Annotated in this window: 23 protein-coding genes, 1 pseudogene and 1 other annotated feature; of the genes and pseudogenes, 5 read left to right on the top strand and 19 right to left on the bottom strand. The window is 52.7% G+C overall.

Annotated features, from left to right (window positions below):
- Nucleotides 1-130: 130 nt before the first annotated feature.
- From btuD to ACKWMY_RS09545, 12 genes and pseudogenes are all read right to left on the bottom strand, one after another.
- A complete protein-coding gene (gene btuD / locus ACKWMY_RS09600; protein WP_024530014.1) occupies nt 131-886 on the bottom strand; it encodes a vitamin B12 ABC transporter ATP-binding protein BtuD in 756 nt (251 codons plus the stop codon).
- Nucleotides 887-902: 16 nt separating this feature from the next.
- Nucleotides 903-1454: a glutathione peroxidase gene (locus ACKWMY_RS09595; RefSeq protein WP_409486232.1), complete on the bottom strand. Its 552-nt coding sequence runs from the start codon at nt 1452-1454 to the stop codon at nt 903-905.
- Nucleotides 1455-1524: 70 nt separating this feature from the next.
- Complete coding sequence (gene btuC / locus ACKWMY_RS09590; RefSeq protein WP_409486231.1) at nt 1525-2532, bottom strand: vitamin B12 ABC transporter permease BtuC; 1008 nt, start codon at nt 2530-2532, stop codon at nt 1525-1527.
- Nucleotides 2533-2779: 247 nt separating this feature from the next.
- Nucleotides 2780-3076, bottom strand: a complete 297-nt coding sequence (ihfA, locus tag ACKWMY_RS09585) for an integration host factor subunit alpha (RefSeq protein WP_004943604.1) — start codon at nt 3074-3076, stop codon at nt 2780-2782.
- A 4-nt stretch (nt 3077-3080) separates the two neighbouring features.
- Complete coding sequence (gene pheT, locus ACKWMY_RS09580) at nt 3081-5468, bottom strand: phenylalanine--tRNA ligase subunit beta (protein WP_024530017.1); 2388 nt, start codon at nt 5466-5468, stop codon at nt 3081-3083.
- Between the two features lie 14 nt (nt 5469-5482).
- Entirely contained in the window at nt 5483-6466 is a 984-nt protein-coding gene (pheS, locus tag ACKWMY_RS09575) for a phenylalanine--tRNA ligase subunit alpha (RefSeq protein ID WP_021804595.1), read from the bottom strand.
- Between the two features lie 139 nt (nt 6467-6605).
- Nucleotides 6606-6730, bottom strand: a sequence feature (Phe leader region).
- The gene (gene pheM, locus ACKWMY_RS09570; RefSeq protein WP_121608962.1) at nt 6680-6724 is read right to left on the bottom strand and encodes a pheST operon leader peptide PheM; all 45 of its coding nucleotides are present in this window, start codon (nt 6722-6724) and stop codon (nt 6680-6682) included. It overlaps the preceding feature by 45 nt.
- Before the next feature lie 113 nt (nt 6731-6843).
- On the bottom strand, nt 6844-7200 hold the full coding sequence (gene rplT, locus ACKWMY_RS09565; RefSeq protein WP_004963673.1) for a 50S ribosomal protein L20: 357 nt from the start codon (nt 7198-7200) through the stop codon (nt 6844-6846).
- 43 nt (nt 7201-7243) lie between these two features.
- Nucleotides 7244-7441, bottom strand: a complete 198-nt coding sequence (gene rpmI / locus ACKWMY_RS09560) for a 50S ribosomal protein L35 (RefSeq protein ID WP_024485856.1) — start codon at nt 7439-7441, stop codon at nt 7244-7246.
- A gap of 97 nt (nt 7442-7538) precedes the next feature.
- A complete protein-coding gene (gene infC / locus ACKWMY_RS09555) occupies nt 7539-8090 on the bottom strand; it encodes a translation initiation factor IF-3 (protein ID WP_071683678.1) in 552 nt (183 codons plus the stop codon).
- Nucleotides 8091-8093: 3 nt separating this feature from the next.
- Complete coding sequence (gene thrS / locus ACKWMY_RS09550; RefSeq protein ID WP_024530019.1) at nt 8094-10022, bottom strand: threonine--tRNA ligase; 1929 nt, start codon at nt 10020-10022, stop codon at nt 8094-8096.
- A 788-nt stretch (nt 10023-10810) separates the two neighbouring features.
- A pseudogene (locus ACKWMY_RS09545) lies at nt 10811-11114 on the bottom strand (peptidoglycan endopeptidase).
- Here ACKWMY_RS09545 and ACKWMY_RS09540 point away from each other — a divergent pair.
- On the top strand, nt 11043-11312 hold the full coding sequence (locus tag ACKWMY_RS09540) for a hypothetical protein (protein ID WP_260524019.1): 270 nt from the start codon (nt 11043-11045) through the stop codon (nt 11310-11312). The pseudogene ACKWMY_RS09545 and the gene ACKWMY_RS09540 sit on opposite strands and share 72 nt — an antisense overlap.
- A 58-nt stretch (nt 11313-11370) precedes the next feature.
- Here ACKWMY_RS09540 and ACKWMY_RS09535 read toward each other — a convergent pair whose 3' ends face one another.
- Nucleotides 11371-11904: a hypothetical protein gene (locus ACKWMY_RS09535; protein WP_409486230.1), complete on the bottom strand. Its 534-nt coding sequence runs from the start codon at nt 11902-11904 to the stop codon at nt 11371-11373.
- Between the two features lie 223 nt (nt 11905-12127).
- Between ACKWMY_RS09535 and ACKWMY_RS09530 the strand changes: the two genes are divergently transcribed.
- The 3 genes from ACKWMY_RS09530 to ACKWMY_RS09520 all read left to right on the top strand — a co-directional run bounded on the left by ACKWMY_RS09530 (nt 12128) and on the right by ACKWMY_RS09520 (nt 14916).
- Nucleotides 12128-12706 carry a DUF2239 family protein gene (locus ACKWMY_RS09530; protein ID WP_024530020.1) on the top strand — a complete coding sequence of 193 codons (579 nt, stop codon included), beginning with the start codon at nt 12128-12130 and terminating at the stop codon, nt 12704-12706.
- An 86-nt stretch (nt 12707-12792) separates the two neighbouring features.
- The gene (locus ACKWMY_RS09525) at nt 12793-14157 is read left to right on the top strand and encodes an MATE family efflux transporter (RefSeq protein WP_024530021.1); all 1365 of its coding nucleotides are present in this window, start codon (nt 12793-12795) and stop codon (nt 14155-14157) included.
- A gap of 72 nt (nt 14158-14229) precedes the next feature.
- The gene (locus tag ACKWMY_RS09520) at nt 14230-14916 is read left to right on the top strand and encodes a MarC family NAAT transporter (protein WP_024530022.1); all 687 of its coding nucleotides are present in this window, start codon (nt 14230-14232) and stop codon (nt 14914-14916) included.
- A 37-nt stretch (nt 14917-14953) separates the two neighbouring features.
- Here ACKWMY_RS09520 and ACKWMY_RS09515 read toward each other — a convergent pair whose 3' ends face one another.
- From ACKWMY_RS09515 to ACKWMY_RS09490, 6 genes are all read right to left on the bottom strand, one after another.
- Entirely contained in the window at nt 14954-16237 is a 1284-nt protein-coding gene (locus ACKWMY_RS09515) for an HAAAP family serine/threonine permease (RefSeq protein ID WP_409486229.1), read from the bottom strand.
- 230 nt (nt 16238-16467) lie between these two features.
- On the bottom strand, nt 16468-17352 hold the full coding sequence (locus tag ACKWMY_RS09510) for a PHP domain-containing protein (RefSeq protein WP_409486228.1): 885 nt from the start codon (nt 17350-17352) through the stop codon (nt 16468-16470).
- Between the two features lie 753 nt (nt 17353-18105).
- On the bottom strand, nt 18106-19440 hold the full coding sequence (locus ACKWMY_RS09505; RefSeq protein ID WP_409486227.1) for a c-type cytochrome: 1335 nt from the start codon (nt 19438-19440) through the stop codon (nt 18106-18108).
- Between the two features lie 11 nt (nt 19441-19451).
- Nucleotides 19452-21236, bottom strand: coding sequence for a GMC family oxidoreductase (locus ACKWMY_RS09500; protein WP_024530026.1), 1785 nt, complete (start codon nt 21234-21236; stop codon nt 19452-19454).
- A 2-nt stretch (nt 21237-21238) separates the two neighbouring features.
- On the bottom strand, nt 21239-21964 hold the full coding sequence (locus ACKWMY_RS09495) for a gluconate 2-dehydrogenase subunit 3 family protein (RefSeq protein WP_409486226.1): 726 nt from the start codon (nt 21962-21964) through the stop codon (nt 21239-21241).
- A gap of 307 nt (nt 21965-22271) precedes the next feature.
- Entirely contained in the window at nt 22272-22934 is a 663-nt protein-coding gene (locus ACKWMY_RS09490; protein ID WP_409486225.1) for a transglycosylase SLT domain-containing protein, read from the bottom strand.
- A gap of 109 nt (nt 22935-23043) precedes the next feature.
- Between ACKWMY_RS09490 and ghoS the strand changes: the two genes are divergently transcribed.
- Nucleotides 23044-23343, top strand: a complete 300-nt coding sequence (gene ghoS, locus ACKWMY_RS09485) for a type V toxin-antitoxin system endoribonuclease antitoxin GhoS (RefSeq protein ID WP_024486844.1) — start codon at nt 23044-23046, stop codon at nt 23341-23343.
- The last annotated feature ends 95 nt before the right edge of the window (nt 23344-23438 follow it).

Here is a 23438-nt window from a genome sequence, read left to right as displayed (position 1 = left end):
AATCGTGGATTTTCCATCTTATTTTGTGAGATTAACGTGAGAATTTGCGCCCTTGCAGGGTAATTATATCGAGCACGTTTACTTTTCGTTTAACCTCCATTTAATCGGTTAAAATAGCAGCTAAACATCGCTAGGCCGTTTTGGTCATAATCCAGCGCTGTTCCCCTACCGCCTGCAGATGAAAATCCACGTCATAAACCTTGGATAATAACCCCGGCTCCATTACCTCGTGGGTGATCCCCTCGGCCACCAGCCGTCCGGCTTGCAGTAACCAGACTCGATCGGCCTGTTGCAAGGTATGATTAAGATCGTGAGCGCAGACCAGTGCACTGCGGCCACTTTGGCAAAATTCGCGCAGCAGGCGATCGAGTGCCACCTTTTGCGCCACATCCAGGCTGTTGGTCGGTTCATCGAGCAGCAGTAATTGGCTTCGCGGGTTGACTGTCGGCCAAACCTGCAATAGCACTGCGGCCAACCGCACCCGCTGCCATTCCCCCCCGGAGAGTTGAGTCAGCATGCGGGATAATTTATCCGCCAGCTTCAGGCTACGAGCCAAATACAAGATGGCGTTCTCCAGCTCGCTTTCGTCCGCTCCGGCGGGCTGATGTAAGGCGAGATATTGAAATACCGGCATCAGCGCAACCGGAGGCTGCTGCTGGCACAGATAAGCCCGGTGCCTTGCCAGTTCATTCCCCGCATACGCTTCCAGCAAACGCCCAGACAGCCGAACTTCGCCAAGCCCTGGCAGCATACCCGCCAATCTGGCCAACAGCGTACTCTTACCCGCGCCGTTTGGGCCGATCAGGTGCACCTGCAACCCAGCGGCGATCTGCCCAGAAAACGGCACTAATCGCCCTTCTACCCCCACCTCACTGAGTTGCAGCATGGCTCTGTTCGCTCCTTTACTTGGCCAAAGCCTGTTTGATGGCCTCGGACACCTGTGGGTCTTCTGGCGTCATATCCGGTGAGAAGCGTTGGATCACCGTACCATCACGGCCAATCAAGAATTTCTCAAAGTTCCACAGGATATCGCCAGTGTGCTTCGGCGCGCGGCCTTTGCTGCTCATCCGCTCCAGGAAACCACTGCCTTCTGGTGCGACGGCCTTTGGCTGTGCGGCAATCAGTTCCCGATACAGCGGATGACGGCCCTCACCATTGACTTCAATTTTGGCAAACATCGGGAATTGGACGCCAAAGGTGCCCCGGCAAAACGCCAGGATCTCTTCATTACTGCCCGGCTCCTGACCAAGAAACTCATTAGAGGGGAAGCCCAACACCGCAAAACCCTGCTCACGCCAGGTTTCATAAAGTTTTTCCAGACCTTCGTATTGCTTGGTCAGGCCGCATTCCGACGCTACGTTGACCACCAGCAGTACTTTGCCGGCATAGGCGTTCAGTGTGGTAGATTGGTTCTCAATGGTTTGCAGGGGAATGGCATAAATGGGGTTGCTCATCAGATGTTTTCCTTTGGTTTTATTTGCAGGTGAGACAGAAAAACGCCGCCGGTCATTACCGGCAGCCGGTTTACCTTACGCTTTTTGTCCGGGCCAGTAACCAGATAAAAAGAGGGGCTCCCAGCGTTGCAGTAACCACGCCGATGGGTAATTCTGCCGAAAACAGCGCAATCCGCGCCACCACGTCAGCCACTAACAGCACGCCCGCGCCCGCCAGCGCGCAGCCAGGTAACAGATAACGTTGGTTGGTCAAACCGCTGAGGCGCAAAATATGCGGGATCACCAGGCCGATAAAGCCAATCACACCCGCCAAGGCCACGCTGGTTCCCACCAGCCAGCCGATGGCCAGCACCAGCAGATTACGCCATATGTGCAGGGAAAGGCCCAACTGCCGGGCCTGCATCTCGCCAAGCGCCATCAAGTTCAGCGCCTTGCCTTGCGCGCATAGCCACAGCAGCGCCGGCAACAAGGCTAACAGCAGCCATTTCTGCCGCCAATCCACCCCGCCGAAACCGCCCATCATCCAGTACATTAGCTGCCGCAGGTCGAGGCTCGAACTGAAATACACGGCCCAAGTCATAATCGCGCTGCACACAATCCCCAGTGCGACTCCTACCAGCAGCAAACGTGCGTTGCTCAACCTACGACGGCGGGCAAAAATCAGCAACAGGGAGGTCATCACCAGGGCGCCTGCGATGGCGTTCATGCTCATCAGCGCCACTGGCAGCAGGCCGTTGCCGAACAGCACCGTCAGCACCAGCGCCACTCCGGCACCGTTGGATACGCCAAGCAGCCCAGGTTCTGCCAGCGGGTTCTCAAACAGGGCCTGCATCGCCGCCCCCGCCACCACCAGGCTTGCCCCCACCAGCATCACCGCCAGCGCTCGTGGCAGACGCAATTGCCAGACAAACAGCTGTGCAGGTTCACTCAACCACTGCGCAGGCCAGATCCACAGATCCCCGGCGCTCAGGCTGAAGGCGAACGCTAGTACGACGCCCAGCGTCAGCCAGGTCAAATAGCGTTTATCGCGACGGTGTTGATACTGTTGTAACAAAGTGAAGGTCTGACTGCTCGGCATAACTACACAACTTCCCTACTGGCCAGGATAACGACCTGAAAATAACGTCTTGCAGCAAATAGTAGGAGGTTAGGACGTTTAGGGGAAGGACTGAGTGAACGAATGGTGGTGAAAGCAGCGGCTGGCACCGCCGGTCATCGAGGTAATGATGGTAATAGACGGGAACAGCATGCAGCGCCGACCTGTGAGGTTGGTAAACCGCCCAAAGAAAAAGGCCGCTTGCGCGGCCTTTTTGGCGTTGTATAACCTACTCTTTCGGGCTGGCGTTCTCCACCCGGCTTTTCAGTTTCTGTCCCGGACGGAAAGTGACCACGCGGCGCGCCGTAATCGGAATGTCCTCACCGGTTTTCGGGTTGCGTCCCGGACGTTGGTTCTTGTCTCGCAAATCAAAATTGCCAAAACCAGACAGCTTGACCTGTTCTCCGTTCTCCAGAGCTCGACGGACCTCTTCAAAGAACAGTTCTACCAGGTCTTTGGCATCCCGTTTGCTAAGCCCTAGCTTCTCAAACAGGTGTTCTGACATTTCAGCTTTAGTAAGCGCCATAGGTTCAATCCCTCAAGGATGCTTGGAATCGCTGTTTTAGAGCCTCTACACATTTTGCAACGGTAGCGGCAATCTCCTCTTCTTCCAGTGTACGGGCGGTATCCTGCAACACCAGACTGATAGCCAGGCTCTTATAACCCTCAGCTACGCCCTTGCCACGGTACACATCAAACAAGTTTACGCCAACTACCTGATTTGCGCCAACTTTCTTACACTCTGCCAAAATATCTTCTGCGGCGACGTTTTCAGCCACTACAACGGCGATATCGCGGCGGTTTGCAGGGAAGCGAGAAACCTCACGGGCCTGAGGCACGGCGCGGCTTGCGAGCTTGTTCCACTCCAATTCAAATACCACAGTACGGCCGTTAAGATCCAGTTTACGTTCAAGTTCTGGGTGAACCACACCGATGAAACCGACACGTTCGCCGTGTAAATAAATGGCCGCACTTTGCCCAGGATGCAGGGCGGGATTGGACTCTGCCTTGAACTGAATTTCGGATAATTTACCGGTCAGCTCCAATACCGATTCCAGATCCCCTTTCAAATCATAGAAGTCCACCGGCTTTCTTGCCAGATCCCAATGCTCATCATGGGTATGCCCAGCAATTACGCCGGCCAGCATGACATCCTGACGGATACCCAGATTTGCCGCAGTATCAGGGACAAAGCGCAGGCCGCTTTCAAACAGGCGCACCCGAGTTTGCTGGCGATTCTGGTTATAAACCACCGCCGAAAGCAGGCCTGTCCACAGTGACAGACGCATGGCAGACATCTCTACCGAGATAGGGCTTGGCAGGATCAGGGCTTCTTCACCTGGGTGCAGCAACGCTTGCACTTTCGGGTCGACAAAACTGTAAGTAATTGCTTCCTGATAGCCATGATCGACCAACATGGTCTTCACGCGCTTCAGGGTCAGATCGGATTCACGGTGTTTGGTCATCACCAGATCGGCGCGCACTGGCACATCCGGGATGTTGTTGTAGCCATAGACACGGGCCACTTCTTCCACCAAATCTTCTTCGATCTCCATATCGAAACGCCAGCTTGGCGCCACCGCCAGCCAGTTGTCGCCCTGCTCGGTAACCTGGCAACCCAGGCGACGCAGAATATCGCTCACCTGCTCGCTTGGCACTACGTGGCCAATCAGACGATCCAGCTTTTCACGGCGCAACGCAATGGTGGCACGCTTAGGTAAGGTGCTTTCATCGCTAACGTCAATGATTGGGCCAGCCTGACCACCGCAGATGTCGATCAGCAGGCGTGTAGCACGCTCCATCGCTTTATGTTGCAGTGCCGGATCTACGCCACGCTCGTAACGATGTGAAGCATCGGTATGCAGACCATGACGACGAGCACGGCCAGTAATCGACAGCGGGCTGAAGAAGGCGCATTCCAGCAGCACATCCTGGGTTTCGTCATTCACGCCAGAGTGCTCACCACCAAAGATGCCGCCCATGGCCAGCGCTTTTTGCTGATCGGCAATCACCAGGGTGTCTGCCTGCAGTTTGGCTTCGTTGCCATCCAGCAGGCGCAGCGTTTCACCTTCGTGGGCCATACGCACCACAATACCGCCCTCAATACGATTGAGGTCAAAGGCGTGCATCGGTTGGCCCAGCTCCATCAGCACGTAGTTGGTGACGTCGACCACGGCATCAATCGAGCGAATACCAGCACGACGCAGCTTCTCACGCATCCACAGTGGTGAAGGTGCCTTCACGTTGATGCCTTTCACTACGCGGCCAAGATAACGTGGGCACGCCTGAGGGGCTTCTACACGGATTGGCAGGGTGTCGGTGATGGTGGCAGCAACCGGGCTCATATCCGGCTCGGTCAGCGGCAGTTGGTTCAGCACGGCAACGTCGCGCGCGACACCAATGATACCCAGGCAATCGGCACGGTTCGGCGTAACGCTGATTTCGATCGCGCTATCGTTCAGTTGCAGATAGTCACGGATATCGGTGCCGATCGGCGCATCTGCAGGCAGCTCAATGATGCCGTCATGATCGTCTGAAATCGCCAGTTCGGAGAACGAACACAGCATGCCTTCAGAAGGCTCGCCACGCAGCTTGGCGGCTTTGATTTTAAAATCGCCTGGCAGTACGGCTCCGACAGTAGCAACGGCTACTTTCAGACCCACGCGGCAGTTTGGCGCACCACAAACGATGTCTAACAGGCGCTCACCGCCCACGTCGACTTTGGTTACGCGCAGTTTGTCGGCGTTCGGGTGTTGACCGCACTCCACCACGTGGCCCACGACCACACCGTTGAATACGCCAGCCACCGGCTCAACGCCGTCTACTTCCAGGCCAGCCATGGTGATTTGATCGGATAATGCTTCGCTGCTGATGGCCGGGTTTACCCACTCGCGCAACCAGAGTTCACTGAATTTCATGTGATATTCCCGCCTTACTTAAACTGTTTGAGGAAACGCAGATCGTTTTCGAAGAACGCACGCAGATCGGTGACGCCGTAACGCAGCATCGTCAGGCGCTCCATACCCATACCGAAGGCAAAACCGGAATAGATTTCCGGATCGATACCCACGTTGCGCAGTACGTTCGGGTGCACCATGCCGCAACCCAACACTTCCAGCCACTTACCGTTTTTGCCCATTACATCTACTTCGGCAGAAGGTTCGGTGAACGGGAAATAGGAAGGACGGAAACGAACCTGCAGGTCTTCTTCAAAGAAGTTGTTCAGGAAATCGTGCAGCGTCCCTTTCAGGTTGGTGAAGCTGATGTCCTTGTCGACGATCAGCCCTTCCATCTGGTGGAACATCGGCGTATGTGTCTGATCGTAGTCGTTACGATAGACACGGCCCGGCGCGATGATACGGATCGGTGGTTGCTGGTTCTTCATTGTGCGGATCTGCACGCCAGAAGTTTGGGTACGCAGCAGGCGCGTCGCGTCAAACCAGAAGGTATCGTGATCGGCACGGGCCGGGTGATGCCCTGGGATATTCAGCGCGTCGAAGTTATGGTAATCGTCTTCGATTTCCGGGCCGGTCTCTACCGAGAAGCCCAGTTCGCCAAAGAAGGTTTCGATACGATCGATGGTGCGAGTGACCGGGTGCAGGCCACCGTTCTCCAGGCGACGCCCCGGCAGAGAGACGTCGATGGTCTCTGCCGCCAGGCGGGCGTTCAGCACCGCAGACTCCAACGCGTTCTTACGCGCGTTCAGCGCATCCTGAACTTCCTGTTTTGCCTGGTTGATCACCGCCCCGGCTGCCGGGCGATCTTCCGCTGGCACTTCACGCAGGGACTGCATCTGTAAGGTAAAATGACCTTTCTTGCCAAAATATTCGACGCGTACCAAATCTAACGCGGCAACATCTTGGGCATCTTCTACGGCTGCCTTGGCGTTGGCAACCAGCTCTGCGAGATGTGACATTGCTTTCCTCTTCCTCTGGCCTTGTGGCCCTAAGTAATTGTTATCTATTATTCCAACACGCCTTTGGTTGATCTTCAAAGAATTTCAAGCCGTAGCCAAGCAAGTGCCGCAGGCCCAAAAGGCGCAGAAGGTGGCCAAAAACAAAAAAGCCTCCACTTGGGAGGCTTAGGCGCTACTTTCCGTTTCTTTTCTTACGCGCAAAGCCTCCTGAAGTCAGGCGCTAAAGTAAAAAAAGAAGCGGAAAATAACAGCGTGCATGTTGGTAGTACCTTGTCGATGGATTGGCAACCAGTGTGATAGCGCCAGCCGATAAAAGTCAATATCTGTATTGAGAACAAACAGTAAAAGAGGGAGCAAGCTCCCTCTTTTCAACCAGCTTACGCCAGTGCTGCTTTCGCTTTTTCAACCAGTGCGCCAAAGGCCACTTTGTCGAATACTGCGATGTCAGCCAGGATCTTACGGTCAATTTCAATAGAAGCTTTTTTCAAGCCGTTAATGAATTTGCTGTAAGACAAGCCGTTCTGACGAGCAGCTGCGTTGATACGTGCAATCCACAGCTGACGGAACTGACGCTTACGTTGACGACGGTCACGGTAAGCATACTGACCTGCTTTGATTACTGCCTGGAAGGCAACACGATAAACGCGCGAACGGGCACCGTAGTAACCTTTCGCTTGTTTCAGTATTTTCTTGTGACGTGCGCGTGCAATTACACCACGTTTTACGCGAGCCATATGCTCTCTCCTAAAGTCTTATTCTAGATTCAAAAAATGTGGCTTATGCGTACGGCAGGCACGCGATAACCAGGACCAGATCGTTTTTAGACACCATGCCTTTCGGACGCAGATGACGTTTACGCTTGGTTGCTTTTTTGGTCAGAATATGACGCAGGTTAGCATGTTTGCGCTTAAAACCACCGCTGCCGGTCTTTTTGAAGCGCTTGGCTGCACCACGTACAGTTTTAATCTTTGGCATGTTAATTAAATCCACTTCGCATTGTTAAACAACGAATCAGTGAGGCGAATAAAACCCACGCACGCTTGCACGGCGTGGGTTCGATTACTTGGAAGCCTTACTGTTTCTTCTTGGGTGCGAGCACCATAATCATCTGACGGCCTTCGATCCTTGTTGGGAAGGATTCGACCACTGCCAGATCAATATCTTCACACAGGTCTTTACGGACGCGGTTAAGCACTTCCATACCGATCTGCTGGTGCGCCATTTCACGCCCACGGAAACGCAGGGTGATCTTGGCTTTATCGCCGTCTTCCAGAAAGCGAATCAGGTTGCGTAGTTTGACCTGATAGTCGCCATCATCGGTGCCAGGACGGAATTTGATTTCCTTAACCTGGATAACTTTTTGCTTCTTCTTCTGTTCTTTGGTCGACTTGCTCTTCTCGTAGAGGAATTTGCCGTAATCCATGATCCGGCAAACTGGCGGTTCGGCATTTGGGCTGATCTCTACTAAATCAACACCCGCTTCCTCAGCTTTTTCAAGAGCTTCATTCAGACTGACAATACCAATCTGCTCGCCATCGACGCCGGTTAGGCGAACTTCTTGCGCGCGAATTTCTTTGTTAATGCGATTTGGACGCGCCGGTTGAACTCGTTTTCCGCCTTTAATACTTTATTCCTCCAGTTGATGAAGACTTCGGCTGCGTATCTCATGTAGCAGCTTGTCTACGACTTCTTGTACGTCCAGGCTCCCCAGGTCTTTGCCACGGCGGGTACGAACGGCAACTTTGCCTGATTCGACCTCTTTATCACCGCACACCAACATGTATGGAACCCGTCGTAAAGTATGTTCGCGAATTTTAAAGCCAATCTTCTCGTTTCTCAAGTCCGCTTTTGCCCGAATGCCTGCATCTTGCAGTTTTTTGGTCAATTGCTGGACGTAATCAGACTGGCTGTCGGTGATATTCATCACCACTACCTGCACTGGAGCAATCCAGGTTGGGTAGAAACCGGCATATTCTTCGGTAAGGATACCGATGAAGCGCTCCATGGAGCCAAGAATAGCACGGTGTATCATTACCGGTACCACGCGTTCGTTGTTTTCGCCAACATACGACGCGCCTAAACGGCCCGGTAAGAAGAAATCGAGTTGCACGGTACCACATTGCCATGCGCGATCCAAACAATCATGCAAGGTAAATTCAATTTTTGGTCCGTAGAAAGCGCCCTCACCCGGCTGATATTCAAACGGAATCCCGTTTTCAGTCAGCGCAGCGGCCAGATCGTTTTCGGCTCGAGTCCACATTTCGTCAGTCCCGATGCGCTTCTCTGGACGGGTGGACAGTTTCACCACAATCTTTTCGAAGCCAAAGACACCGTACATATCGTAGACCATTTTGATGCAGTCGTTCACTTCGGAACGCACCTGATCTTCGGTACAGAAGATATGGGCATCGTCCTGGGTGAAACCACGTACACGCATCAGGCCATGCAGCGAACCGGATGGCTCGTTACGGTGGCAGCTACCGAACTCGCCCATACGCAGCGGCAGGTCACGGTAAGACTTCAGGCCCTGGTTGAAGATCTGCACGTGGCCCGGGCAGTTCATCGGCTTGATGCAATATTCACGGTTCTCTGAAGAAGTGGTGAACATGGCGTCTTTGTAGTTTTCCCAGTGGCCGGTTTTTTCCCACAGCACACGGTCCATCATGAACGGCCCTTTCACCTCCTGATACTGGTGTTCTTTGAGCTTCATGCGCACAAAGGCTTCCAGTTCGCGGAAGATGGTCCAGCCGTCGTTATGCCAGAACACCATGCCAGGGGCTTCTTCCTGCATATGATACAGGTCGAGCTGCTTGCCGATCTTGCGATGGTCACGCTTGGCTGCTTCTTCCAGGCGTTGCAGATAGGCGTTCAACTGCTTCTTGTCTGCCCAAGCGGTACCGTAGATACGCTGCAGCATTTTGTTTTTGCTGTCGCCACGCCAGTAGGCACCGGAGGTTTTCTGCAGTTTGAAATGGTGGCAGAAACGCATATTCGGCACGTGCGGGCCACGGCACATATCCACGTATTCTTCGTGATGATACAGGCCTGGGCGATCGTCATGGCTGATATTTTCATCCAGAATCGCCACCTTGTAGCTTTCGCCACGGGCTGCGAAGGTGTCGCGGGCTTCCTGCCAGCTCACTGTTTTCTTGATGACGTCATAATCTTTGTCGGCCAATTCATGCATCCGCTTCTCCAGCAGATCCAGATCTTCCTGCGTCAGGGTATGGTCGAGGTCAACATCATAGTAAAAACCGTTGTCGATCACCGGGCCAATGGCCATTTTGGTGTCAGGCCACAACTGTTTGATCGCATGACCCAGCAGGTGCGCACAGGAGTGGCGCATGATTTCCAGGCCTTCGGCATCTTTGATGGTAATGATGGCCAACTGTGCATCGGATTCGATGGCATCGTTGGCATCGACCAGTTCACCGTTAACGCGGCCGGCGATACAGGCTTTGGCAAGGCCAGGGCCGATATCACGGGCAACATCCATCGGGGAAACGGCATGGTCGTATTGACGCTGACTTCCGTCAGGAAGAGTAATAACAGGCATTCATAATTCCTTATCTACAGTGGTGACCCACACGACAGATCACATATAGAAATACAATATCGTTTACATACATGATGTTATCTACGCTATTCAGCTTCACTCTGCCAAATATGTACACTCATATGTACACAATTCAAAATGCACCCATGGTGTGACGCGATAACGGACTGACCATTCTAACATCATGGTTTACGCGACTTCTAGCTGTTACTTAATGAACAACTCACACCACCAGATCGTCAAACTCGCTCGTGTGCATATCGTTCAGCGCATACGTGACCACGCCAAACACCTCGACCACTCGATCATCTCCAAAATCTTCATCATCGACAATCGTCACATTCCCTGACCCATCGATATACTCCAAACACCGCACTGGAACCAGGCGCAATCTGCGAATGACGTACTCGCCATCAACAGCAACGAGAATGATGCTCCTAACCGTGCAGTGTTCGTCTGCCCGGTTAAGCTGTTATTCGGGGACTCTTCAGCGGCGCCCGCGGCATTAGGAATGCTTGGCTTCGGCATGAGGAACGAGAACACTTGGCCAATCACTTTAAAAATAGAGCTCAGGATGTCGCCGATAACGCCTTTCGGCTGGTCAATAGACGACAACGTGATCCGTTTCTTTCAGTTCAAAGTTGAGTTAGTCATCGTCTTTTAGGGCAACGCCATTAACACGAATGCAGATGTCCTGGTGCAGGTTATGTTCTGATAACCAGGTATAAAAAAAAGTGCCGCTTGGCACCTCGTCTCGTTCTTTTGGCGTTCCTAGGAATCGCTGAGTCTCAATCAACGGCATATTGGAAATACTCCACTCTAGTGAAAGCCCTTTCGATAATCATCACTGTATCCATCCGTACGCCACAGCCCTCACCTCTGCTATGCAATCAGGCCAACATGGGCAGGCTGTGAGCCTTTGTAGCCAACGAATATTGGATTATCGACCTGCCGCCAAAACACCACATCGCCATCAAAGCACGTCACAAAATCAGCCCCGGCTTCGTAGTCCGGCGTGTGGTGAACCTCGATGCCGAGCACATGCCGGTAACAAACGAGGTTCTCCCGCAAAACCGCAAGACTGGCAAGTATGAGATGGTCAACACCTCGGCACCTGTTCCTGTCTTCCGCTATCTAGTCGAATTGCGTTATCACGACAACCAGACCGGCCAGGAAGAAATCTTCAAAGGTGGATGCAACACGACGGAGTCAATCGTGAACGGAACGGCGCACAAGTTCGGGTTCATCATCCAAGAGATGATCTCCGCTCCGGTTAAAATTGCTTGGTGATAAGGCAGATAGCAAAAAGCCCACCAGTGGAGTGGGCTCTTAACTTAGTGAGACTTCTCTAACTTTTCGATGCAGAACACGCTTTAACTGCGCCTTCTGATAGTTTTGGATCGATTCCATCATTCAGAACTATCCACTCACCAACTTCTTCCTCGAACTCCAAATCTTTCAACCCACCACTCTCATATAATGCATTGAGATTATCTAAATTTTTTTTATCTCGTTCATCTGCATATTCGCTTTCGGCCCAAATGAATGATTTGGCATCTCTAATTGCTTTAGGGTATGTCACTTTGACAGTAACAATATATGAGTCACCAACTTTTTTTTCAGAAACAATGCTATACTTTATTTTCCCATATAAATATTTACTGACTTGATAGTAATCGTTGGTGGTCGGTAATAAATTCCCATCAATAAAGTGAGCACTCTTTAACCACTCATCAGTACACATCGATGTCTTTGATTTCGAGAGCAACCCTGTATCTTTTGTTTCTATAAATTTCCTAACCTTATCCGATGCGGTTTCCTCACCACACCCCAAAAGCATCACCACGCTGGTCATTACGCCAATAGCCAATAGCTTCCTCATATCCCATTCTCATAGGTAAGTAATGGGTAGATGTTAGCAAAGGTGACGGCAATGGGAAGCAAAAAACCCCGGTTAACTGAGTTCAACAAGGTGCCGGTACAAAAGCAGATGATGCGGCAGATACACTAGCCAGATACCCTGCTGCATAATTGATCGCACTTGACTTACCACGATGACTCGGTCAAATTACCCGGGTAAAATAATTTAACCCGGATATAAAAATATGAAAACCCTCAATACGCCGAGCTGCACCGCTTTCTTGCAGCATCAACGAGTGGCTGCCGGGTCTTATGCCGATGTCGCTCAGGCGCTTGCTGCGATGGATCTCACTGCCGGGGGGCTGTTAGTGTTTGATGATGCCACCGGCTCCCAAGTGGATTACCCTTGGCCAGCAGGTTACGTTTGGCCCCAGCCTGATGGCGGTGTCGCTGAGCTTGATGCAGAACCGACAACTCAACCCTCGGTTGGTCGGCCCAAACTCGGCGTAGTGGCCCGCGAAGTGACCCTCCTGCCCCGTCATTGGGAATGGCTGGCACAACAGCGCGGTGGTGCTTCTGCTGCGCTACGTCGTCTGGTTGATGAAGCCAGACGCACCACGGTCGAGCAGGATAATGAACGCCGTATCAAAGAGAACGGCTATCGCTTTATGAGCGCCATCGCCGGCTCTTTACCGGGCTATGAAGAAGCCACGCGCGCACTGTTTGGCCACGACGGCAAGCTGTTTGCCGAGCGAATTGCGCAATGGCCTGCCGATATCCAGGCGCATCTGGCCTGGATGACTCGCGATGCGTTCCCCCGCTGAACGCACTGGTTGTCAGCTACAATAACGTTATTTATGAGCACCGTTAGTGCTCGTTACAGGCCTTTAGGCGCAGGAAAAACGATTAAATGCAAACCCTTCCGCAGCACAAGCAGCCACCGCTTTGGCGCATCTATCTGATCTTTTTGGTGCCCATGGTGCTGTCCAACTTCCTGCAAGGATTTTCAGGCACGCTAAACGGCATCTATATCGGCCAGATGCTCGGCACCCATGCGCTGGCCGCCATCTCCGGTATGTTCCCGGTGGTGTTCTTCTTTATCTCACTGGTGATTGGCGTTGGTGCCGGTGCCTCGGTGCTGATTGGGCAGGCATGGGGCGCGAATGAACCGGAAAAAGTGAAAACCATTGCCGGTACGGCCTTGATGCTGGGCGTGTCGCTTGGCTTACTGGCGGCAGTATTTGGCAGTCTGTTTGCCCGCCAGGCGCTACAAGCGCTAGGCACGCCAGCGGACGTGCTGGAAGAAGCGGTCTCTTACGCCCGCATCATGATGCTGATTATGCCGTTATTGCTGGTATTTGTGTTGTTCACCCAGTTGCTGCGCGGCGTCAGTGACACGGTCTCACCACTCTTGGCCCTGCTGCTGTCTACCATCGTTGGCTTGCTGCTCACACCTGCCCTGATCCGTGGCTGGCTGGGCTTTGCCCCCATGGGCATACAGAGCGCGGCTCTGGCGGGTATGGTCGGTAACGCACTGGCAATGTTGTATCTGACATTGCGTCTGCGCCGCAAAAAACACGTGTTGGCCCCCGACCGGGCCATGCTGGCCGCGCTCAAGCTGGATACGGTGGTGCTACGCAAAGTATTACGTATTGGCCTGCCCACCGGTTTACAAATGGTGGTAATTTCTATCTCTGAGCTGATCATCCTGACGCTGGTCAATCGCCACGGTTCGGATGCCACGGCAGCCTACGGCGCAGTGACACAGATCGTAAACTATGTGCAATTCCCTGCCCTGTCGATTGCCATCACCGCCTCTATTTTAGGCGCTCAGGCCATCGGCGCTGGCAAAACCGAGCGCATTGCTCCTATCTTGCGTACCGGGCTATATATCAACCTCTGGCTGACCGGCTCGTTGATTATTCTGGTCTACCTGCTGTCACATTGGCTGCTGGGTTTGTTCCTGACCAGCCCGGTGGTATTGGCAGAAGCAGAGCATTTATTGCATATCATGCTGTGGAGCATGCTGGTATTTGGTTTCCAGGCGATTGTCGGCGGCATCATGCGCGCCAGCGGCGTGGTGTTGGTGCCGGTGACGATCTCCATTCTCTGCATCGTGGCCGTACAGTTGCCAGCGGCCTATCTGCTCAGCAATCACTTTGGATTAGAGGGGGTATGGATGGCGTTCCCTATCGCCTATTTGACAATGCTGGCATTGCAGACAACGTTTTATAGGCTGGTATGGCGACACAGAAAAATTGAGCGTCTGGTCTGACGCTGGTAGTCACAATACTTTTTGGGCGTAGTGACTGCGCCCCCATTTCATTCTCTTGCTGGGGTTTGTTTTATGTCGAGTATTCTGCAGTTGTTTCAGGCCATCGGGCTGGGGATAGCCCTACTGTTGCCACTGGCCAACCCGCTGACCACCGTGGCGCTGCTGCTTGGTCTGTCGGGAAATATGACCAACGAAGAGCGCAACCATCAGTCGCTGATGGCTTCGGTCTATGTGTTCTGCATCATGACGGTGGCGTTCTATGCCGGTCAACTTGTCATGAGCACCTTTGGGATCTCCATCCCCGGGCTGCGGATCGCCGGGGGTTTGATTGTCGCCTTTATCGGTTTTCGCATGTTGTTCCCACAGCAAAGTGCCGATGAAACACCGGAGGTAGAAACCAAAAGCAGAGAATTGCGCAAGAAAACCTCGGCCAATATCGCCTTTGTCCCACTGGCCATGCCAAGTACCGCTGGGCCGGGTACTATCGCCATGATCATCAGCACCGCATCCAGCGTCAATGAAAATACCCTGGGCTTTGCCCACTGGGTGCTGCTGGCCGCGCCGGTGGCCATTTTCCTGTCGATAGCGATCATTCTGTGGGTCTGTTTACGTAGCTCCACGGCGATCATGAAACTGGTTGGCGAAAGCGGTATTGAGGCCATTTCCCGCCTGATGGGCTTCCTGCTGGTGTGTATGGGCGTACAGTTTATTATCAACGGCGTGTTGGAGCTGATCTCTACCTATGTGCCAATGACCTAACCCAACCGGCCCCGCAGTCGCGGGGCCAATTTGATCGCTATGCCAACCCGTAAACCAAAGCGGAAAGTGCAATCAACCCCATCACAAGTACAAAGACATTACTCAAGGCACGATAACGGCGCATAGCCGGAACCGCGCGCACCGCATACATCGGCAGAATAAACAGGATCACCGCAATCAGCGGACCGCTGATGGTTTCAATGATATGCAAGGCGCTAGGATTCCAGACGGTGGCCGCCCAGGTGAGCAAGAACAGCGCCACGCCGGAGATACGATGAGTCGTCTTGGCATTTAACGGCTTGCCAACGGCGCGGGTTAGCCCATCAATCAGGCTGGTTGCGCCTTCGGTTACGCCTAGAGACGTGCCAAGATAGGACTTTGCCATCGCCAACATCGCCATCACCGGCCCAAGATAGGCAATCAGCGGATTGGAAAACTTGTTGGCCAGGGTGGTCAACACCGTGATGTTCTGCGCTTTCGCCTGCTCCATCTCCTGGTGCGAAAGGCTCAGTACGCAGCTGAACACGAAGAACAGCACGGTGACGCAAATCAGCAGGTAGCTGTAACGCATGATCCGCGCACAACGGCGCTCGGCCTTGTCGCCATATAAGCTGTTCTGGGTGGACGCGAACGACGAAATGATCGGCGCATGGCTAAAGGAAAATACCATCACCGGGACCGCCAACCACAGCGAATGCCACAGGTCGGGGCTGTCAAATTGCGTGTTGGCCAAACCACTGACAAAGTTCTCGGTCTGCCAGGTGGGTACCAGATACAGCGAAATCCCCATCAGAAACACCAGCAATGGGAATACCAGAACGCCCATCGCGGCCACAATAGTATCCTTTCCGCGCAACAGCACCAGATTGAGCACCACCACTACCGCCAAACTCAGCCAGATACGGGGTACCGGGTTGAAGTGAAATTGGTGAGTCAGGAAGCTGTCCAACGCGTTGGTGATGGAAATACTGTAAACCAGCACGATGGGGAAAAACGCCATCAGGTATAGCACCATAATGATCTTGCCGGCTAACACGCCGAAATGCTCGACCACCACGTCCTGAATATTGCCATCGCGGCTGGAGCCGGAAAGGACAAAGCGGGTTAGCGCCAGATGGGGTAAATAGGTCAGAGGGAAAGCGAACAGTGCCATCAATAGCAGCACCAGCGGGCCATTCAGACCGGCATTGATCGGCAGAAACAGGGTGCCGGCCCCCACGGCCGTAGCGTAAAGCCCGAACATCCAGACGGTGTCGGTCTTGTTCCATTTGGCAGCTTGGGCAATGGCCAACCTGCCATGATCTGGAGAAATCGTACTCATGAGACAGCTTACCTTAATCTACAGCGCCAACGATTGCGCCCGACGGAAACTCCCTTCTCCGTAGAATGTTTATATAAAACAGGATATTAATGGCGAGAGAAATTCACCTACCTGATAAAAGGACGGCAAAGGATAAAGAAAATCTCTGGAATGGTCTATATTTCGGCGGTTAACTGCGCGCTTCGTGAGCAGCCGATGCCGCCCACGAGCCGTATGGAATGGAACAATGCCTAGGCGCTGGCGGCGGCGACAAACCGGCGTATTTCACCAATATGCTGCGGGCCGTAAGCACATTGCCCTACTTCTATTTTTGGCTTGTTACGCCCGTGGAAGTCACTGCCGCAGGTAACAAACGCCGAGCGGCCCACGGTAAACTCATACAGCTGGCTAGCCAATTCGGGTGAATGATAGCTTGAGAACACCTCTACCCCCATCACACCAATCTTCAACATTTCATCGATGACTTGGGTATGGTCCTGTTTAACGTTGGCACCGATATGTGCCAGGATCGGTATTCCCCCGTTATGGCGGATCACCTCCACCATGCGGCTCATGGCGGGATAGGTGACCGGCATATAGCACACCTTTCCTGGGCCAAAAAAGTCCCAATAGAAATTGATTAGTGGCATATCGGCCCTTTCCCCCCCGGGCCGATAAGGCATCAGCAACGGATGCCCGTCATTACGCGGATCGTCGAGTATCACTTCACCCATCTGCTCTTCCTGCGGGATAGCGCCACCGCATACCTGCTCCAGACGTTGCTCATCCAGATGGAATTTCAACCCGCGTAGTTTGGCAAACTTTAGCGGCGTCAGTTCCAGTTGAATGGCACTGAAATTATTATAGATTTCCACAAAGTCATTGCTGGGGGTAAACCCGTAACCCAACAGGTGGAAGTTACGCCCAGCGAAGGTGCAGTCGATCTCGATACCGGACAGGACATTGAGGCTGGACGATGCCAGCGCCTTGGCCTCCGGCACCGAATTGGCATTATTATGGTCGGTCACCGCCAACGTACTGATGCCGTTGGCCATGCAGCGTGCAATCACCGTCTCAACCGGGAAGTCTGCATCATCGCTGTAGTTAGAATGCATATGCAGGTCGATTTTTTCCATGGCAATGTCCTTTGACGAATGCTCAAACCAAAACCATACTAAAGCAGCCGCTGAATGCATACAGCGGATTTGACACTTTTTATAGACGGGATCACAAAAGCGTGGGTCTGCTCACGGGTAGTAGATCGAGATTCTGACGAGATCGATAACGGTGCAAACTGTTAACAGGCATTGCCGGTGTCAAATAGCTGCGGCTTCTTGGTCATCAATCTAAAATGCCCCGCTTTTCCGGGGCATTTCACCTGAAGAAATCTGCTTTTTGGTCAAATAGGGTAAACCGCAACTTATCATGTTCGGAAAAGCAGCGTATCGATTAACCTTACACATTTCCTTTTGAACTTGATGCGCTTTCTGTAGGTGTATTTTTTACCAAGACTAATACAGATACGCTTACGCCTATCGACCTCAAAAGCGACGGAAACGTACACTACTATCAATAAAACTATTACCATCACGCCCCTAACCTCCCTTTAATTTCAATTCTCCCTTACGATTAACATTAATAACATTAATGAAATTTTTATTCACCACCTAAAAAACCCACAACAACCTAATCAATAACAATGACATATATGAAATGTGAAGTTAAACATCTCGCAAAAAGGTAAAATACTCAGATAAAATAGCTTAAAACCCTAGGAACACACCGATAAAGGTGATCAAAAATCAACCACCCTGAAATGATTAACAAATCTAATTTATTTAAGGGTAATTAAGACGATTAAAGGGCCTCGAACGAGGCCCTTGGGAAGCTTACTTGGCACCCAGCGGCTCTGGGACAGCAGAACTGCCCATCGCCTTCTCATCGCGGATTATTGAACGATCCTTACGCACGTCAGCCACATCGGAGGCACTGATGGCCTTGGCATTGTTCCCCCAGCTCGAACGGATAAAGTTCACCACGTCCGCCACCTGCTGGTCGTTCAAGCGCCAGCCAAACGGCGGCATGGTGAGATTGGAAACTGCTCCCTTCACCGCTGGCGTGGTATTGCCGACCAACACAATGTGGATCAGCGAAGTCGCGTCTTCGGTCTGCACCACCGGGTTGCCCTTCAGCGCCGGGAAGGCGCGCTTGTAACCAACACCATCGGTACGATGACAAGCGGCGCAGTTATCGACGTACAGCGCGGCTCCGGGCTTACTGTCGTTACCACGCCACAAATCTTTGGCAACGCTGTCTTCAACCGGTGCGGCCTGCTGTTTACCGTCTTTCGGCGGTAAGGTTTTCAGATAGCGGGCGATCGCGGTCAAATCCTCATCGCTGAGATATTGCAGGCTATGTTCGATCACGTCGCTCATGCCACCAAAAACCACAGACTTATCGTTGCGGCCGGTTTTCAGGAACTCGGTCAGTTCACTCTCGCTCCAGGTGCCTAGGCCATCTTTATTATCGCCACGCAGGCTGGATGCCACCCAACCGTCGATCGGCGCGTTACTGCCAGACAGGTAGTCATCCCCTTCCGTGTTGCTCAATGCTTTCTCTTGCATGGTCAGGCTACGCGGCGTATGGCATGCCCCACAGTGCCCAAGGCCTTCGACCAGATAGCGACCACGTTCGATAACCGGATCGGCGTTAGCGTTTGCCGCGAAATCGGCAGGCGTGGGTGCAAACATCGAACGCCAGATGTGCAATGGCCAACGCATGGACAGCGGCCAGGGAATATCGGAGTCTTTGTTCGCTTGTTCGACGGGTTGCACGCCGTGCATGAAATAGGCGTACATGGCACGCATATCCTCCTCTTTTACCAGCGCAAAAGAAGGATAAGGCATCGCCGGGTACAGAGTGCTGCCGTTCTTGGCGACACCTTTACGTACCGCATTGTCGAAATCTTCAAAACTGTAATCGCCAATCCCGGTAGTTTTGTCCGGGGTGATGTTGGTGGAATAGAGAGTGCCAATCGGCGTTTCCATCGCCAAACCACCCGCAAAGGGCACGCCGTCTTTACCATTGGTATGACAGGCCACACAGTCACCGGCACGTGCCAGATATTCACCCCGTTTGAGCAATTCGCTGCTGACCGCCGCGTCCTGCGCCAAAACGGAAAAACTCAGTGCACTGAGAACCAGTGCGGGAACCAAAGCTTTCATCACTCGCCTCCTCATGCCTGTACCAATGGGCCTGGGTTTTTCAGATACTGCTCGCGAATGGCACGGGCAGACCAGTAGGCCAACGCGGCAACGGTGCCGGTCGGGTTGTAGCCTAGCCCCTGCGGGAAGGCCGATGCGCCGATCGAGAACACGTTATGCACGTCCCAGCTTTGCAGATAACGGTTTACCGCGCTGGTCTTGGGATCTTCTCCCATCACCGCACCGCCGTTCATGTGCGTAGTTTGATAGCTGGTGGTATCGAAATGGCTGTTGGCATTTTTCGGGCTGCCGGAAATCAGTTTCGGGTTCATCGCCTTGGCAATCGGAGCCATCTTGTTAAACATAAACTGCGCCATCTTGATGTCGTTTTCCTGCCAGTCGAAGGTCATCCGTAGCAGAGGTTGACCAAAGACGTTTTTATAGGTCGGATCGAGATCGAGGTAATTGCTACGATAAGACTGGTGCGCGCCATGCGCATCCATAGAGACATGGTGCGTATAAGCATCCGCCACCGCGGCTTTCCACTTGCTGCCCCAGGCTGGAGTGCCAGGAGGCGTCGGCAGGCCGGAGATCGGTTTGGTACCCGCCTGGTTAACCCAGAATGGTGAGCCACCGACAAAGCCTTCTTTGCCGTGGTCAAAGTTATCCGCGTTAAAATCATCCACACCGACGCCGTTGCCGCCAGCGCCTATAAACGGGTTGGTGTGGACGTCCTTATCGAAGAACGCCTTGATGGTAGTCATGTTCTGGTAGGCAAAATTACGCCCAACCACCCCTTCACCGGTCTGTGGGTCGTAAGGTTTGCCAATGCCGGAGAGCAGCATCAGGTGCACATTGTGGAACTGGAAGGCTCCGAGGATCACCAGATCGGCAGGTTGTTCAATCTCGCGCCCCTGGGCATCGATATAGTTGACCCCGGTCGCCCGGCTTTTGTCGGCGGTCAGGTTAACCTTCAACACGTTGGCGTTGGTACGCAGCTCAAAGCGCTTCTCCATGCGCAGTGCTGGCAGGATATTGACGTTTGGCGAGGCCTTGGAATACATGTAGCAGGCATAACCGCTGCAGTAACCGCAGAAGTTGCAAGGACCCATCTGCGCGCCATAGGGGTTGGTATAGGAATCTGAGGTATTGGCAGAGGGCAGATTGTAAGGGTGATAACCCACTTCACGCGCCGCCTTTTCAAACAGCTGCGCGGAGAAGGTGTTCTTCTGCGCTGGCAGTGGGAAATGGTCGGAACGGTCTGGCGCAAAGGGGTTTCCGCCTTTGTCTTTACCCACCAACTGCCCCTTCACCGACCAGGCAGTGCCTGAGGTGCCGAATACCTTCTCGGCCTTATCGAAGAACGGCTCCAGCTCGTCGTAGCTCACCCCAAAATCCTGGATCGTCATGTCTTTTGGAATAAAATTTTTGCCGTAGCGCTCTTCATAATGGCTGCGCATACGCAGCTCGATAGGATCGATACGGAAATGCACGCCAGACCAGTGCAGACCCGCTCCACCCACGCCGGTGCCTGGCAGGAAAGCCGCCAACTGGCGATAAGGCACTGCGGTTTGGCTGGTGTTGTGACGGATGGTCACCGTACTTTTGGAAAGGTCCTGGAACAGCTTACGGCGGATATTATAGGTCAGCTCATCGATCACCTGCGGGTAGGAGCCGTCTGGGTAGGTATCGCGCATCGGGCCACGCTCAAGCGCCACCACGTTCAGCCCGGCCTCGGTCAACTCCTTGGCCATAATGGCACCAACCCAACCAAAACCGACGATCACCACATCCTGCTTCTTCATTACCGTTGCCATAATTATCCTCTCTCCCCACGAATCGATACCGGTGGGAAGGGATAACGTTCCCCTCGCTCAACCCAGTCCATAAAGTCAGCGCGTGCGCCCGGAAAATTAATCAGCTTCCATCCCACCATTTCTTTGTTACCGCCATGGATCGGATCGCTGAAAAAACCTTCACGAGTATTTTGCAATAGATAAGAGAAGAACAGCTTGGCAGGCAGTTGCGCAAAATCGGCCTCACCGGATTCGAACCTCTGCAACAGCGCATCCTGTTGTGCGCCATCCAGCTCGGCGAATACTTTACCTGTCGTTTTCTTGCTGTAGGCATCCGCATCGCTGATACCGAGGTTATAAATCTGTTTCGGCACCAACGGTAGTTGATAACCCATTTCCGGTGCGACATCGGGATTGAACGGCCCTTGCATGTACCAGATTGAACCGGTGGCATAAGGCGTATTCATCTGCCGATCGATAAACTCCGGCACGCCGGCTTCCAAAGCGCCCGGGCCGCGCTCGTCCGCAGGGATCAAACGCGCAACCGCCGCCTGAACAAAGGCCCACTCTTCGGGGGTAAAGAAAGTAGGTTGATAGTCAGTCTGCTTGGGAGTATCACTAGCGGCAAGCACCGGTGTGGCCGCCGTCAGGGCACTCACACCGCTGCCACCGATAACGGCTGCGGGGATCAGCGTCATCGATTTCAGCAAGAAATCACGCCGGGAGTTGTTGGTTTTATCGTTCGACATAGCACATTCCTTCCAAAAAAAATCACAACTATTTAACCTCAACCTCGCGGTCTATACGGAGTTTAAACATATATTGTTACGTAATTGTTTATTTTTTGAAGGTCAGAATGTGAGCTTTGGTAGCAATGTTACCGGTAACTATTTGATTGAACGTAAAGTTTTCTTTGTTAATGTAAAATTAACAATTTGTGCGGTTTTTTAGTTCAAAAGGCGGGAGAGCAGCGGAAATGGGATGTGTAGCACATTTTTACCGGCAAGAAATAGCAAAACCGGCCCCTTAGCGAGGCCAGCCGTAGACAATCTTAGGCTAGTAGGCCATCGCTTGATAAGCGGTGGTAACCTTCCACAAGTAACGCGGCGCTTGCGGTGCCGGGTGCTTCTTCTGGATATGCTGATAAAACTCGTCCGGGCTCATCTGATTGATGCGGTTTACCGCCACACGTTTATCTGATGAGAAGGTCCGTAACATCGCGCCAGCCCCGTTCACATAGGAAACGATGGTGGCATAACGTAACGTTTGTGGATTAGTGATCCCGGCTAGCTGCTGGCTTTGAAGAATATTGATATAGGCTGTTCCCAGATCAATATTGACCGCCGGATCCTTCAACTCACGTGAACTTGGCTGTCCGTTCTTTCCCTTCATACGGTAAGCATCACGTCCAGCGGTTGAGGCTTTCAGCTGCATAAGCCCCACGGCATTCGAGGTGCTGACCACATTCGGGTTAAACCCGGACTCCACCTGAATGATCGCCTTAATCAGCGTTTCATCGACGCCATAGTTGCTGGCGGCCTGACGGATATAATCGTTATAAGCGACCGGTGTACCGGTACGGTTGCTTGTTGTTTGCGGTGGGGTTTTTAGCCAACCGCCCGAAGTGCCACTGCCTGTCTGGTTGCCGGTTGTTTGCGGATCTTTCGCACAACCGGCTAATAGTACGATTGCCATCAGGCAACCTATTTTTGTTTTCACAGAATCCCTCACTCCTTTCAATGAGTTGCGTAGCATATACAACTGGTAAGGATACCTGCATAACTTTTTTGGTCTATTCTCAGGCTATCCATATACCAAGAGGTGATTTATGAGTCAATCTTCGTCCATAGGATTTGTGGTGTCTTTCACCTATCCGGAACAGAGCTTAACCGATTTAGCCAAATTAACCGGACAAATGACGCTGGCCGGTTTTTCCACCATGCTCAGCGACAGCAATGGCGTACCCCATGAGCTGGGGATCAACAGTTTTTCGCTAACAACGCCATTAAATCAAGAAGATGTAAAACAGTTGGCACAGGGGCTGGGCGAGGTGGCATTGGGGGCAAAACCCGAGGTCGAGATAGTCACTGGCAGTGACTACTTTAAGCGGTTACATCCCGATACATAAAATGTTATAACTCACACGGCGGTACTATTTCATTAACAACAAACTAACCCCTTGGCAAAGCTGGGTGATGCTTGACTTCCGCTCAATTGATATTG

Origin of the sequence: Serratia sp. J2, from assembly GCF_046269175.1 — a bacterium.
Taxonomy (GTDB): domain Bacteria; phylum Pseudomonadota; class Gammaproteobacteria; order Enterobacterales; family Enterobacteriaceae; genus Chania; species Chania fonticola_C.
This window is presented reverse-complemented; position numbering and strand designations above follow the sequence as displayed.

Bases quoted from the DNA above. Each gene is read 5' to 3' on its own strand.
- btuD (WP_024530014.1), bottom strand. From the start codon at position 886: ATGCTGCAACTCAGTGAGGTGGGGGTAGAAGGGCGATTAGTGCCGTTT.
- ACKWMY_RS09595 (WP_409486232.1), bottom strand. From the start codon at position 1,454: ATGAGCAACCCCATTTATGCCATTCCCCTGCAAACCATTGAGAACCAA.
- btuC (WP_409486231.1), bottom strand. From the start codon at position 2,532: ATGCCGAGCAGTCAGACCTTCACTTTGTTACAACAGTATCAACACCGT.
- ihfA (WP_004943604.1), bottom strand. From the start codon at position 3,076: ATGGCGCTTACTAAAGCTGAAATGTCAGAACACCTGTTTGAGAAGCTA.
- pheT (WP_024530017.1), bottom strand. From the start codon at position 5,468: ATGAAATTCAGTGAACTCTGGTTGCGCGAGTGGGTAAACCCGGCCATC.
- pheS (WP_021804595.1), bottom strand. From the start codon at position 6,466: ATGTCACATCTCGCAGAGCTGGTTGCCAACGCCAAGGCAGCCGTAGAA.
- rplT (WP_004963673.1), bottom strand. From the start codon at position 7,200: ATGGCTCGCGTAAAACGTGGTGTAATTGCACGCGCACGTCACAAGAAA.
- rpmI (WP_024485856.1), bottom strand. From the start codon at position 7,441: ATGCCAAAGATTAAAACTGTACGTGGTGCAGCCAAGCGCTTCAAAAAG.
- thrS (WP_024530019.1), bottom strand. From the start codon at position 10,022: ATGCCTGTTATTACTCTTCCTGACGGAAGTCAGCGTCAATACGACCAT.
- ACKWMY_RS09535 (WP_409486230.1), bottom strand. From the start codon at position 11,904: ATGAGGAAGCTATTGGCTATTGGCGTAATGACCAGCGTGGTGATGCTT.
- ACKWMY_RS09530 (WP_024530020.1), top strand. From the start codon at position 12,128: ATGAAAACCCTCAATACGCCGAGCTGCACCGCTTTCTTGCAGCATCAA.
- ACKWMY_RS09525 (WP_024530021.1), top strand. From the start codon at position 12,793: ATGCAAACCCTTCCGCAGCACAAGCAGCCACCGCTTTGGCGCATCTAT.
- ACKWMY_RS09520 (WP_024530022.1), top strand. From the start codon at position 14,230: ATGTCGAGTATTCTGCAGTTGTTTCAGGCCATCGGGCTGGGGATAGCC.
- ACKWMY_RS09515 (WP_409486229.1), bottom strand. From the start codon at position 16,237: ATGAGTACGATTTCTCCAGATCATGGCAGGTTGGCCATTGCCCAAGCT.
- ACKWMY_RS09510 (WP_409486228.1), bottom strand. From the start codon at position 17,352: ATGGAAAAAATCGACCTGCATATGCATTCTAACTACAGCGATGATGCA.
- ACKWMY_RS09505 (WP_409486227.1), bottom strand. From the start codon at position 19,440: ATGAAAGCTTTGGTTCCCGCACTGGTTCTCAGTGCACTGAGTTTTTCC.
- ACKWMY_RS09500 (WP_024530026.1), bottom strand. From the start codon at position 21,236: ATGGCAACGGTAATGAAGAAGCAGGATGTGGTGATCGTCGGTTTTGGT.
- ACKWMY_RS09495 (WP_409486226.1), bottom strand. From the start codon at position 21,964: ATGTCGAACGATAAAACCAACAACTCCCGGCGTGATTTCTTGCTGAAA.
- ghoS (WP_024486844.1), top strand. From the start codon at position 23,044: ATGAGTCAATCTTCGTCCATAGGATTTGTGGTGTCTTTCACCTATCCG.